The organism is Dickeya sp. NCPPB 3274, from assembly GCF_000406205.1.
GTDB classification, from domain to species: domain Bacteria; phylum Pseudomonadota; class Gammaproteobacteria; order Enterobacterales; family Enterobacteriaceae; genus Dickeya; species Dickeya fangzhongdai.
Map to the genome: position 1 here is coordinate 276,791 of NZ_CM001979.1, position 11,972 is coordinate 288,762.

13 protein-coding genes are annotated in these 11,972 nt (G+C 56.8%); 4 read left to right on the plus strand and 9 right to left on the minus strand.

Translation table 11 applies throughout. The features are described from left to right. Positions 1-138 precede the first annotated feature (138 nt). The 8 genes from DXX3274_RS01910 to DXX3274_RS01945 all read right to left on the minus strand — a co-directional run bounded on the left by DXX3274_RS01910 (position 139) and on the right by DXX3274_RS01945 (position 7,137). Positions 139-354, minus strand: a complete 216-nt coding sequence (locus DXX3274_RS01910) for a hypothetical protein (RefSeq protein WP_238556077.1) — start codon at positions 352-354, stop codon at positions 139-141. A gap of 63 nt (positions 355-417) precedes the next feature. Then, positions 418-1,179 (minus strand): amino acid ABC transporter ATP-binding protein, encoded by a 762-nt coding sequence (locus DXX3274_RS01915; RefSeq protein ID WP_038663273.1) that lies wholly within the window; start codon positions 1,177-1,179, stop codon positions 418-420. An 8-nt stretch (positions 1,180-1,187) separates the two neighbouring features. Further along, a complete protein-coding gene (locus DXX3274_RS01920; protein WP_038917525.1) occupies positions 1,188-2,282 on the minus strand; it encodes an amino acid ABC transporter permease in 1,095 nt (364 codons plus the stop codon). Positions 2,283-2,291: 9 nt separating this feature from the next. Next, a complete protein-coding gene (locus DXX3274_RS01925) occupies positions 2,292-3,470 on the minus strand; it encodes an amino acid ABC transporter permease (RefSeq protein WP_042858278.1) in 1,179 nt (392 codons plus the stop codon). Between the two features lie 72 nt (positions 3,471-3,542). Further along, a complete protein-coding gene (locus DXX3274_RS01930) occupies positions 3,543-4,568 on the minus strand; it encodes an amino acid ABC transporter substrate-binding protein (protein ID WP_038669033.1) in 1,026 nt (341 codons plus the stop codon). Positions 4,569-4,865: 297 nt separating this feature from the next. Next, positions 4,866-5,561 (minus strand): CTP synthase, encoded by a 696-nt coding sequence (locus DXX3274_RS01935; RefSeq protein ID WP_042858279.1) that lies wholly within the window; start codon positions 5,559-5,561, stop codon positions 4,866-4,868. Between the two features lie 114 nt (positions 5,562-5,675). Further along, on the minus strand, positions 5,676-6,341 hold the full coding sequence (locus tag DXX3274_RS01940; RefSeq protein ID WP_042858282.1) for an amino acid ABC transporter permease: 666 nt from the start codon (positions 6,339-6,341) through the stop codon (positions 5,676-5,678). A gap of 25 nt (positions 6,342-6,366) precedes the next feature. Then, positions 6,367-7,137 carry an amino acid ABC transporter substrate-binding protein gene (locus tag DXX3274_RS01945; RefSeq protein WP_042858284.1) on the minus strand — a complete coding sequence of 257 codons (771 nt, stop codon included), beginning with the start codon at positions 7,135-7,137 and terminating at the stop codon, positions 6,367-6,369. Between the two features lie 245 nt (positions 7,138-7,382). Here DXX3274_RS01945 and DXX3274_RS01950 point away from each other — a divergent pair, with 245 nt between their 5' ends. Together DXX3274_RS01950 and DXX3274_RS01955 are read left to right on the plus strand one after the other, a co-directional pair. Next, positions 7,383-8,525 (plus strand): endonuclease/exonuclease/phosphatase family protein, encoded by a 1,143-nt coding sequence (locus tag DXX3274_RS01950; RefSeq protein WP_042858286.1) that lies wholly within the window; start codon positions 7,383-7,385, stop codon positions 8,523-8,525. A gap of 253 nt (positions 8,526-8,778) precedes the next feature. Further along, entirely contained in the window at positions 8,779-9,621 is an 843-nt protein-coding gene (locus DXX3274_RS01955) for an SDR family oxidoreductase (protein WP_042858288.1), read from the plus strand. 43 nt (positions 9,622-9,664) lie between these two features. Here the strand turns inward: DXX3274_RS01955 and DXX3274_RS01960 are convergent, their stop codons facing one another. Next, positions 9,665-10,558 (minus strand): LysR family transcriptional regulator, encoded by an 894-nt coding sequence (locus DXX3274_RS01960; protein WP_042858291.1) that lies wholly within the window; start codon positions 10,556-10,558, stop codon positions 9,665-9,667. A gap of 238 nt (positions 10,559-10,796) precedes the next feature. On the opposite strand from DXX3274_RS01960, the gene DXX3274_RS01965 reads away from it, so the two are divergent. Beyond that, entirely contained in the window at positions 10,797-11,192 is a 396-nt protein-coding gene (locus DXX3274_RS01965) for a cupin domain-containing protein (RefSeq protein WP_042861803.1), read from the plus strand. 26 nt (positions 11,193-11,218) lie between these two features. Then, positions 11,219-11,959 carry an SDR family oxidoreductase gene (locus tag DXX3274_RS01970; RefSeq protein WP_042858292.1) on the plus strand — a complete coding sequence of 247 codons (741 nt, stop codon included), beginning with the start codon at positions 11,219-11,221 and terminating at the stop codon, positions 11,957-11,959. The last annotated feature ends 13 nt before the right edge of the window (positions 11,960-11,972 follow it).

Here is an 11,972-nt window from a genome sequence, read left to right on the forward strand (position 1 = left end):
GGCGGATACGGCCGGCGGCCTGGCGTTGTGGCTTACGGTCTGGTCCGGTTCTGTCTTCCGGCGTTGTGTGGCTCTTCCTCTGTGTACCCTATCCCCTTTTTGTGCCTGTCGGCAGAGAAAACATCCCTTAATACGCGCTCAGTCTCCGGTTGTCCCTCTCCTTAACAACCAGCCGCGGATAAACGCGGCGATCTGCGCCGGCTGGTTAAGATCCAGACAGGGCAGGTCGAGCGTTAATGCGGAATCGCTGGCCACGGCCAGCGTGTCGGCATCGATCAGCGTGTCGATATCACGCCCAGACTCGTGACGGTACAGCAGAATTTTATCGATCGGTTCGTGTTTGAAGCCTTCCACTGCGGTATTCAGAGCATGAAAAAGCCCGCTACAGTGAGCGGGCCTGAGAGATGTTGGGTGTGATTAATGCAGTATCTGAGCCAGAAACGTTTGTGTACGTTCTGAGCGCGGGCTGCTGAAGAAGATATCCGGCGGCGCCTGCTCGACGATCTCACCCTGATCCATAAAGATCACCCGGTTGGCTACAGTACGAGCGAAGCCCATTTCATGGGTCACGCACAGCATGGTCATGCCGTCTTCCGCCAGACCCAGCATAGTATCCAGAACTTCTTTCACCATCTCTGGATCCAGCGCCGATGTCGGTTCGTCAAACAGCATGATTTTTGGTTTCATGCACAGTGAGCGGGCAATCGCGACACGCTGTTGCTGTCCGCCGGAAAGCTGACCGGGGTATTTATGGGCATGCGCGGCGATGCGCACTCGTTCCAGATAGTGCATCGCCAGCTCTTCCGCTTCTTTTTTCGGCATATTGCGGACCCAGCTCGGCGCCAGCGTACAGTTCTGCAGAACCGTCAGATGCGGGAACAGGTTGAAATGCTGGAACACCATGCCCACTTCGGTTCTGATTTTCTCAATGTTGCGGCTATCGTGGTTAAGTTCGATGCCGTCTACCACGATACGTCCCTGCTGATGTTCTTCCAGATGGTTGATACAGCGGATGGTAGTTGATTTACCGGAGCCTGACGGTCCGCACAGAACAATACGTTCCCCTTGTTTGACCTGCAGGTTGATATTTTTCAGTACGTGGAACTGCCCATACCACTTATTCACGTTTTCCAGCGTGATCATGTAGTCGGAAGATGGTGTTAACGTGTCCTGGTTCATGGGTAACCTCAATGAGACTTGCGTCCGGTATCAAAACGTTTTTCTAAGTGCTGGCTATAACGCGACATGCTGAAACAGAAGATCCAATAGAGGATGGCGGCAAATACGTAGCCTTCCGTGGACATTCCCAGCCAGGCCGGATCAACGGTCGCTTGCTGAATGCTGCTGAACAGGTCGAACAGGCCGATGATGATCACCAGGCTGGTGTCTTTGAACAGTGCGATGATGGTGTTGACCAGACCAGGTATCACCATCTTCAGCGCCTGAGGCAGAATCACCAGCCCCTGCATACGCCAGTAGCCGAGCGCCAGAGACTGGGCCGCTTCATATTGCCCCTTGGGCAGCGCCTGCAGACCGCCGCGGACCACTTCCGCCACATAGGCGGACTGAAACAGAATCACCCCGACCAGCGCACGCAGCAGTTTGTCGATGTTGGTGCCTTCCGTCAGAAACAGCGGCAGCATGACGGAGGACATGAACAGTACGGTAATCAGCGGCACGCCGCGCCAGAACTCGATAAAGATGACGCAGAGCGCCCGCAGTACCGGCATGTTGGAGCGACGTCCCAATGCCAGCAGGATTCCCAGCGGCAAGGCGCCGGCGATGCCGATGGCCGCGATGATGATGGTCAGCGTCAGGCCACCCCACTGGCGGGTTTCCACTCGAGTCAGGCCGCCAAAACCACCGAACAGCAACCACCAGGCGATTAGCGGATAGACCACGCACCAGATGGCGATGTAACGGCCGCGGCGCGGCAGGTTGCGCCAGAACATCGGCAGGATGCTGATCAGCGCCAGTACCAGCGCGAAATTGATGCGCCAGAGCTCTTCCCGTGGGTAAAGCCCGTACATGAACTGCTCGAAACGGGCATGGATAAACACCCAGCAGGCACCGTCGCTGGTGCAATCCGCGCGGGTGGATCCGATCCAGTTCGCCTTGAGAATGGCCCAGTTCAGCAGCGGCGGGATCAGCGTCCACAGCAGCCACAGGCAGGCCAGCGTCAGCACACTGTTGGTGATGCTGGAGAACAGGTTCCGTCGCGCCCAGACGATGGCGCGGTTAATGGGCGTCGGGTTGGATGGTGTGTGTGTAATCATGGTCATCCTATTCCTTTAACGCTCAATTAAGGCGATTTTCCGGTTATAGATGTTCATCAGTAACGAGATCAGCAGGCTGATAATCAGGTAGACCGACATGGTGATGGCGATGGTTTCGATGGCCTGACCGGTCTGGTTCAGCACGGTGCCGGCGAACAACGACACCATATCCGGATAACCGATGGCGGCAGCCAACGACGAGTTTTTCACCACGTTCAGATACTGGCTGGTCAACGGCGGAATAATCACGCGCAGCGCCTGCGGCAGAATGACCTTGCGCAGGGTGACCGGTTTGGGCAGGCCCAGCGACAGCGCCGCTTCGTGCTGCCCATAAGAGACGGACTGGATCCCGGAGCGGATGATCTCGGCGATAAAAGAAGAGGTGTACACCGACAATGCCAGCGCCAGCGCCGCCAGTTCAGGAATCAGCACTAGCCCGCCGCTGAAGTTGAATCCTTTCAGTACCGGGAAATCCCAATGCAGCGCCCGGCCGAAAATCAGGTGCGATAAGCCGAGCAACACCACGAGCATCGCCAGCGGAATCGGCCAGACTCTGCGTTGCTGACCGGTAAGGGCATGGTAGCGCTTATTGCGGCGAAAAATCATGGCGGCGACGACCAGCGTAATGATCAGCGCCAGTATCGAAGGAAGCGCCCCCGGGCCGAACTCGGCGGCCGGAATATACAATCCGCGGTTGCTCAGGAAAAAGGTATCGAGCGCATTTACCGCCTGACGTGGGCCCGGCAGGTTGCGCAGTACCGCGAAATACCAGAAGAAGATTTGCAGCAGCGGCGGAATATTGCGGAATGTCTCGATATAGATAGTGGACAGTTTACGCAACAGCCAGTTGTCGGACAGACGAGCCAGACCGACGATAAACCCCAGCAGCGAGGCGCAGATAATACAAATAGCCGAGACCAGCAGCGTATTCAGCAGACCGACGACAAAGACGCGGGCGTAAGTATCGCCTTGTTCATAGTCAATCAGGTGCTGAACAATACCAAAGCCGGCGCTGTTGTTCAGAAAGGCAAAACCTGACGTAATCCCGCGCTGCGCCAGATTGGTTACCGTGTTGTGCAGCAGATAACCGACGGTAACCACGACGATGACGACCGCCAGGATTTGATACAACCAGGCGCGCACCGCTGGATTAGTCAGTGATAAATCACCTTTCACGGTTGGGCGTTGCAGCATGTTGGAGCCTCTGTGACAGATAAAGCAAGGGCACGGCTGGTTCGCAGCACGTGCCCGGTTTTACATCAGGAATCAGCGAACGGCAGGGGCGTACTGGATGCCGCCTTTGTTCCACAGTTCGTTCAGGCCACGTTTGATTTTCAGCTCACTGCCCTGACCCACGTTGCGCTCAAACACTTCGCCGTAGTTGCCCACTTGTTTGACGATTTTGTAGGCCCAGTCGGCCGGCAGTTTCAGGTCTTTGCCGTAGTTGCCTTCTTTGCCCAGCAGGTGCGACATGTCCGGGGTAGTCGGTTTGGCGGCCATCTGGTCGACGTTCTGAGAGGTAATGCCCATCTCTTCGGCGTTCAGCATGGCGAACAGCGTCCAGCGGACAATCGCGTACCAGTCTTCATCACCGCGGCGCACTACCGGTCCCAGCGGTTCTTTGGAGATCACTTCCGGCAGTACCACGAAGTCGGCCGGTTTGCCCAGTTTGATACGCAGGGCGTACAACTGAGACTGGTCGGAAGCCAGCGTATCGCAGCGGCCGGAATCCAGCGCTTTGGCGCTTTCGTCAGAGCGGTCGAAGGTCACCGGGGTGTATTTCATGTTGTGGGTTTTGAAGTAGTCGGCCACGTTCAGCTCGGTGTCGGTACCGGCCTGGATGCAAACGGTTGCGCCGTCCAGCTCTTTAGCGCTTTTCAGTCCGGCTTTGTTATGGGTCAGGAAGCCGATACCGTCGTAGTAGGTCACGCCGGTGAACAGCAGACCCATACCGCCGTCACGGGAGGAGGTCCAGGTGGTGTTGCGGGACAGCAAATCCACTTCGCCGGACTGCAGGGCGGTAAAGCGCTCTTTGGCGGTCAGCGGGGTGAATTTGACTTTATTGGCATCGCCAAAAATGGCCGCAGCGACACCACGGCAGACGTCAACGTCGATACCGGAGTATTTGCCGTTGGCATCGGCATACGAGAAACCAGGAAGTCCATCACTGATACCGCACTGCACGAACCCTTTCTTCTGGATCGCATCCAGCGTTGCGCCTGCGTGTGCCTGGTTGATGAAGGCAAACAGTGAAGCGCTGGCGACCAGCGTGGACATAATCACTTTCTTCATAATCATCGTATGTGCCTAATGTAATAGTAATGTGCTGTTGTGTTTTGGCGCAGTCATGGCTGCGCCTGCTCTGTCTGTCGGCGTTGTGCCCCGGATTCGGGAGCCGTCGTTATCAGAAAGCAAAAACAATGCCAGCTTGTAATAGCCGTGCTACGGGCAAGAAACTAAATCGTATCAGTGGTACGCCGGGATAAATCAGAGGTATAGGGGGATAAAGGGAAGGCATAGGATGCACCAAAATGGAGGGAACAGGCTGCGCTCGATCCAATTTGGTGCAACTTACGTAAAAACCGGGGATTAATGCGCTGAGGCTGCCTCAAGGAGGGCAACTGCCAGCGGCGGCGCTATCTGTTTTAGTGCAGCGCGTTCCGGTTGAAACAGGGTGCCGACAAAAAACGGGTGATCGGTGAGTTCGACAGCGCGAATATCGCCGTTGTCATCCATGCCAGATACCCGGACGCCGGCGGCGGTGAACGCATCCCGAAACGCTTCGTTGATGCCGTAGCGGCAGCGATAGCCTTCGGTGATCGCGTCGCGGCCGTAAGCGCGGCCGATGCGTGAGTCGGGCGACAGGCGAATATCGCCCTGTTTTTCCACCATCTCGCATTGCAATGGAGCAATCACCGCCCGGCCTTCCTGAGTGACTTCCGCATTGTTGGCGTCATGCCAGCCCAACACATGGCGGGCGTATTCCAGCAAGGCGTACTGGCAGCCTCCGCAGGTGCCCAGAAACGGGATACGCGTTTCGCGGGCAAACCGAATGGCCTGCAGGATATTGTCGTCGTGGCGGTACGGGCTGGCGGGTACGCACCAGACGGCGTCGAAGGCGTCGAGCTGAGCCGCGGGCGACAACTGCTCGCTGTCTATCCATTGGTACTGAAGGTTGAGATTAAGCTGGCGAGCGGCGAGGTCGAGAGCGGGCGGGATGGCCTGATGGGCGGTGACGGCAGGGTTGTAGTCACCTATCAGCGCGATTCTGACAGTCTGTTTCATGACATTCTCCGGCTGGTAAAACAGAAGGCTACGGCAAATCGGAGGCAATGTCGAGCTGGTCGCTTTGATGGTGAGAGAGGGGAAAGGCAGGCAGGATAGCCTGCCTGTCGGTTATCAATGCACGGTGTGGCGCTGGTAGTATTTTTCCAGCCAGGTCTGCAAATTGCTCAGCACGGTGCTGAATAGCAGGTAGATTAATGCGGCTTCGATATAGAGAATCAGCGGCTCGTAGGTCACCGACACGATACGCTGCGCCGCCAGAAACATTTCCGGCACCGTGATCACGGCGGCCAGCGACGTGTCCTTGACCAGCGAAATAAAGGTATTCGCCAGCGGCGGCAGCGACACGAATACCGACTGCGGCACGATCACCCAGCGGATAGCTTGTGCGCCGCTCATGCCGAGCGAATAGGCGGCGTTCCACTGCCCCCTCGGTACGGACAGAATAGCGCCGCGCACGATTTCCGAGCTGTAAGCGCCGACGTTAAGGCTGAAGCCGATCAGTGCCGCCGGGAATGCATCCAGCGTGATGCCGGCGTTGGGCAAGCCATAGAAAATCAGGAACAGCTGGACCAGTAGCGGCGTGCCGCGAATCACCCACACATAAAAGTCGCAAATCCGCTTGAGCGATTTCGGGCCGTACAGGCGCAGCAAGGCGACCAGTACACCGATCGTCAAACCGAGGATAAAGGAAAGGATCGCGAGAGGAACGGTGAATGTCAGCCCAGCGGAAAGCAGACTCCAGAAGGAGTCTGCCATGAGTTGTAGCCATGATGGCATCTAAAATAACTCCGATATCAATGCATTATTTGGAAACGTCTTGTCCAAAGTATCGCACAGAAATCGTCTTATAGGTGCCGTCCGCTTTGATTTGATCCAGCGCGTTGTTCAGCGCATCCACCAGTTGCGGCTGGTTTTTGCGTACCAGAATGGCGGACGGATCGCCGCTTTCAGCGGTGGCAACCACTTTCACATTGGCGTCCGGCTTGTGCTTTTTGAAGTCCAGGAACGACAGGTTATCGTTCAGGGTGGCTTCGGCGCGACCGCTCAGCACCAGCTCCAGCGACTGGTTGAAACCGTCGGTCGGCACGATGTCCGCACCGTAGCTGGTCGCCAGTTTGGAGTAGTTGCTGGTCAGGCTCTGGGCGGATTTGTGGCCTTTCAGATCGTTGAACGATTTGATGCTGGTGTTATCGCCACGCACGATCAGCACCGATTTGGCGTCGATATACGGTTTGGTAAAGTCATACTTCACCTGACGCTCTTTGGTTACGCCCACCTGATTAATAACGGCGTCATAGCGTTTGGCGTCCACGCCGGCGATCAGTCCGTCCCAGCGGCCTTCGACGAATTCAGCTTTTACGCCCAGTTTTTCCGCCACGGCACGGCCGACATCCACATCGAAACCGACCAGTTTGCCGGAGGCGTCGTGGTAGGTGTAAGGCGCATACGTACCCTCGGTACCGAATTTAATCACACCCGCGGCCTTGATGGCGCTGAGATCGTCCTGAGCCTGTGCCAGCGCGCTGGTAACCAGTAAAGCGCCGGTAAGTAATGCTAAGCGAGATTTTTTCATCATAGTTCCTGCCAGGTATGGCTATTGCCGTTGTAAGTCAGAAATGCTGCGAATTTACGTGATGTCATGATGTTTGCCAAGTACATAAAGACATGGCTTATATCTGCTATGAATATAGTGAGCGCCGGTATTTTTTACCACTGAGGGCCGCGGGTTAGCATCGCGGGAAGGTGTGATATACGGTGGTAACAATCGGTTGCCAGACTTGTACTTTCCCGCCGTAGTCTGTTGCCTGAGGAGGAGCTATGAAGCTCAGACTTGCCAGCTATAACGTTGAAAACCTGTTTCACCGTACCGCTATTCTCAACCTGCCCGACCCGCAGCAAAGCAGCGAGTTACTGGAGAAAGTTCGTCAGTTGCAGACGCTGCTGGATACCGATAAGTATGACGACGCTCTGAAAGACCGGGTCTTTACCCTGACCAGCAATCTCCAGCCTTACATTGACCTCCGTGTTGATGGCGGTTCGCTCGGCAGTTGGAAAAGCGAGGCGGGCAAGACCGGATTCCGGATTAACAAGAGCTGCCAGGGGCGAGGCGACTGGCTGGGCGAGCTGATTTTTCGTGCCGAAGCGTTCGGCGATCAACAGCGAAAAAATACCGGGCTGGTCATCAAGGCGCTGAATGCCGATATCCTGTGTGCGGCGGAAGTGGAAAACATGGCGGTGCTGCGCGATTTCAACCGGCAAATTCTGGCGGATCAGGCATTCGCTCAGTATGTCTTGATCGACAGCCCGAACGATCCGCGCGGCATCGATGTCGCCTGCCTGACGCGTCATCGTATTATCCAGTTGCGTACCCATATTTTTGACGCCGGCGAGTCGTTTACCCCGCTGTTCAGCCGCGATTGTCTGGAGGTGACGATAGATGTCGGCCTGTCGCGGCCGGTGCATGTGCTGTGTAATCACTTCAAAAGTCAGAACGGTCGTAACGATGACGAGCGCGAACGCGCGGCCAAACGGCGGCGCGCGCAGGCGGAGCGGGTTGCCGACATTGTCCGCGGGTACAATCTGCAGCAGGAGTATGTGGTGGTGATGGGCGACCTGAACGAGGATGTCGCCAACCCCTGGCACAGTCTGGCTCCGCTGTTTTCCATACCGGATTTGCACCCGGCGATCGATCCTTCTCTGCCGGAAACGGCGCGTTATACCTATTACTTTGCTGGCGGTAAGGCTGGAGAACGGCTGAACCAACTGGACTATATTTTCATTTCCACGCCGTTGCATCAGGCGAAGGTCACCTGCGGCATTGAGCGGCGCGGTATCTATAACATTGACAAGATCACCGCCAAAGAAGGCGCGGAACCGGTGACGCCGTTCCCGACCGTCACCTCCTGGGATACCGCGGCGTCGGATCACGCTGCCGTGTGGGTCGAGCTGAATATCTCCTGAATTCGTCCGGCATATGGCGGCGACGGTGAGGAGATTGCACCGTTGTGAATGAGGCGGGTCATCCGCCTCGTTTTCGGGGCACCCGTCTCGTCTTAATGTATGTGCCTCTCGGCGCAGGAAGAAAGGCGCGGCAGCGGAACCCGCCGGTGAACTCATGATTTCTATTCATAAGTACAAGCATTTTCTATCTATAGTATTCATCCCGGCGGCTGCTTAAATTATCGACCATCAAGATAATGATGGAGAAGAGATAATGTCACAGCGAATCTGGCTGATTACCGGGGTCAGCACCGGCTTTGGTCGTGAACTGACGCAGCAACTGTTGGCAAAGGGCGACCGCGTGGTGGGCACGGTAAGAAATCTGGCCAGCGTTCAGCCCCTTATAGATCAATGGCCGGAGACGTTCCGCCCGGAAATCCTGGATGTCACGGATACCGCAGCGATAACCGGTGTTGTCGAGCGGACATTCAAACAGTTCGGCCGTATCGACGTGGCGATCAGCAACGCCGGTTATGGGCTGTTTGGCGCGGCGGAGGAACTTTCCGATCGTCAGATCGAGCAGATGATCGCCACCAACCTGCTGGGATCGATTCAATTTATCCGCAGCGTCATTCCCATCATGCGCCGACAGGGCGGGGGGCGCATTATCCAGATCTCGTCCTATGGCGGGCAGGTGGCCTTCCCCGGCAATTCCCTCTATCACGCCACCAAGTGGGGGATTGAAGGCTTCGTCGAATCAGTCGCGCAGGAAGTCGCTCCCTTTGGCATTGGCATGACGCTGGTTGAACCCGGCGGTGCCCGTACCGAATTCCGCTACGGCAGCGCGCAGGTAGCCACATTGACGCCGGTTTATGACGCGACGCCCGCTCATGCTTTTTTACGTATGCTTGATCCCGCGAATGGGCTGGCGCCGGGCGATCCGGCCAGAATGGCGGCGCGCATTATCGAAAGCGTTGATCGTCAACCAGCGCCGTTGCGCATGGTGCTGGGTTCTCAGGCGTTGCAAGGCACGATCGACGTGCTGCGCAAACGGCTACAGGATTTTGAACAGCAGGTCGATCTGGCCGCGTCCACCGACTTCCCGCCGGGAGCGTAATGCATTATCGATTGTTCGTTATCGCAGGACACGTGCGCTGGCGTCAGCCGCGATAGCGCAGCGCGTCGATAAACAGTGAAAAGGCGGCGGTGTGCTGCTTACGGCTGGGATAGTACAGGTAATAGCCGGGAAACGGTTCGCACCATGACTCCAGTACCTGAATAAGACGCCCTTCTGCGACCGCTTGCCGAATGGTGTCTTCCGGAACGTAAGCCAGCCCCAGACCGGACAGCGCGGCGTCGATACGGTGCTGTAGATTGTTGAATGTCAGTTGGCCGTCGACCCGGACACGGATTTCGCGCCCGTCTCGGGAAAACTCCCAGGCGAACAATCCCCCCAATGTTGGAAGACGCATGTTGATGCAACTGTGTTGCTGTAGCGACTGCGGGGTTTCGGGCACGGCGTGACGGGCGAAATATGCCGGCGAACCGACTACCGCCATGCGCATATCCGGGCCGATGCGAACAGCCACCATGTCTTTGGCGACCTGCTCGCCCAGTCGGACTCCAGCGTCAAAACGCTCGTTAACGATGTCCGTCAGCGCGTTGTCGACGGTAATTTCCAGATGGATATCCGGGTACTGGCTGAGAAACGGTTTCAATGCCGGCCAGAGGACAAAATTCACCGCATGTTCACCGGCCGTCAAACGAATATTGCCCGCCGGTTTGTCGCGCATTTCGCCCAGATCTTCCAGCGCGTATTCGAGTTCACTGAGCGATGGCGAAATATTCCCGAGCAGGCGCTCGCCGGCTTCGGTCAATGACACGCTGCGCGTGGTACGCGTCAGTAGGCGGATGCTTAATCGCTCTTCCAGGCTGCGCATGGCATGGCTTAGCGCCGACTGGGATATGCCCAGTTTCGCCGCGGCGCGGGTAAAGCTTTTTTCCTGCGCGACCATGCGAAACGAAATGAGATCGCTGAAGTTTTCTTTAAGCATTGATTTGCCTCCTGTGGCGCAACGTGCGTGTCGTCGCCTGACACTATACTAAATAAATATATGAATTTAACTCATAGCTCCATGCGGATTTCCCTGTCTAGTCGTCGGTTATCAGGCGCGATACGTTTTCATCAGCGATTGAGTTCGGTCGAACGTGGCGTCTGCTGACTGCGGCAATACCATGTCCATCGCCCTGTTGATGTTAACGCCGGCAATCTGGCCGGGAGTAGAGGAAAAAATGAAGATTATTCGTAATGGCTCACAGCCTTCCCGGCAAGGCCCGGAGGCGTGGTTTACCGGTCAGGTGCGCATTGACGCGCCGTTTCAGGCGACAGAACCCGCCCGCGTGGGCGGCGCGACCGTGACGTTTGAACCCAGCGCCCGCACCGCCTGGCATACCCATCCGCTGGGGCAAACGTTGATTGTCACTCAGGGGCAGGGCTGGGTTCAGGAGTGGGGACAGGCGGTTCAGGCAATCAATCCGGGAGATATCGTATGGATCCCCGAAGGGGTCAAGCACTGGCACGGCGCGGCGGCGGAAACGGCGATGACGCACATTGCGATCGCCGAGTCGCTTGATGGCAGCGTGGTGGAATGGCTGGAGCACGTCAGCGATGAGCAATACCCGAAATAATCTGGGATCACGAGGAGGCCGATATTTTGACTGAGAATCAAGGTAATAAGGTGGTGGTGATTGCCGGAGCCAGCAGCGGGCTTGGCGAAGCGCTGGCTCGCCATCTGGCCGCGGAGGGCGCCCGGCTGGTGTTGGGGGCTCGCCGGTTAGATCGGTTACACGCGCTTGCCCGCTCGCTGGGGTTGCCGGAGACGGCGGTAGTCAGCACCGATGTGACCCGTCCGGAACAGGTTCAGACGCTGGTCGACCGTGCTGTTGCGCTGTACGGCCGCATTGACGTGATGGTCAACAACGCCGGGTTAATGCCGCATTCCCTGCTGGAACGGCGCCGGATTGAGGACTGGGATGCGATGATCGATGTCAATCTGAAAGGCGTGCTGTACGGCATCGCCGCCGCGCTTCCTTATATGAAGCAGCAACAGAGCGGGCACATCATTAATACTTCTTCGGTGGCCGGACACAAAGTCCGTCCCGGCAGCGCGGTTTATGCCGCCACCAAGACCGCGGTTCGGGTGATTTCGGAAGGGCTTCGTCAGGAGGTCAAACCCTACAATATTCGCACCACCGTTATCTCGCCCGGCGCGGTAGAAAGCGAACTGGTGCAAAGTATTACCGATCCTGACATGGCAGCGGGCGTCAAGTCGTTCTATGACGACTATGCTATTTCTGCAGAGTCGTTCGCCCGGGTCGTGGCTTTCGCCATCCGCCAGCCTGAAGACGTGGATATTAACGAAATTCTGTTCCGTCCGACCCGGCAGGAATTGTAATCACGCTTTGAAT

Excerpts from the sequence above, each read along its gene's own strand:
- DXX3274_RS01920 (WP_038917525.1), bottom strand. The coding sequence starts at position 2,282 with ATGACCATGATTACACACACACCATCCAACCCGACGCCCATTAACCGC.
- DXX3274_RS01960 (WP_042858291.1), bottom strand. The coding sequence starts at position 10,558 with ATGCTTAAAGAAAACTTCAGCGATCTCATTTCGTTTCGCATGGTCGCG.
- DXX3274_RS01930 (WP_038669033.1), bottom strand. The coding sequence starts at position 4,568 with ATGAAGAAAGTGATTATGTCCACGCTGGTCGCCAGCGCTTCACTGTTT.
- DXX3274_RS01925 (WP_042858278.1), bottom strand. The coding sequence starts at position 3,470 with ATGCTGCAACGCCCAACCGTGAAAGGTGATTTATCACTGACTAATCCA.
- DXX3274_RS01950 (WP_042858286.1), top strand. The coding sequence starts at position 7,383 with ATGAAGCTCAGACTTGCCAGCTATAACGTTGAAAACCTGTTTCACCGT.
- DXX3274_RS01945 (WP_042858284.1), bottom strand. The coding sequence starts at position 7,137 with ATGAAAAAATCTCGCTTAGCATTACTTACCGGCGCTTTACTGGTTACC.
- DXX3274_RS01965 (WP_042861803.1), top strand. The coding sequence starts at position 10,797 with ATGAAGATTATTCGTAATGGCTCACAGCCTTCCCGGCAAGGCCCGGAG.
- DXX3274_RS01955 (WP_042858288.1), top strand. The coding sequence starts at position 8,779 with ATGTCACAGCGAATCTGGCTGATTACCGGGGTCAGCACCGGCTTTGGT.
- DXX3274_RS01940 (WP_042858282.1), bottom strand. The coding sequence starts at position 6,341 with ATGCCATCATGGCTACAACTCATGGCAGACTCCTTCTGGAGTCTGCTT.
- DXX3274_RS01935 (WP_042858279.1), bottom strand. The coding sequence starts at position 5,561 with ATGAAACAGACTGTCAGAATCGCGCTGATAGGTGACTACAACCCTGCC.
- DXX3274_RS01915 (WP_038663273.1), bottom strand. The coding sequence starts at position 1,179 with ATGAACCAGGACACGTTAACACCATCTTCCGACTACATGATCACGCTG.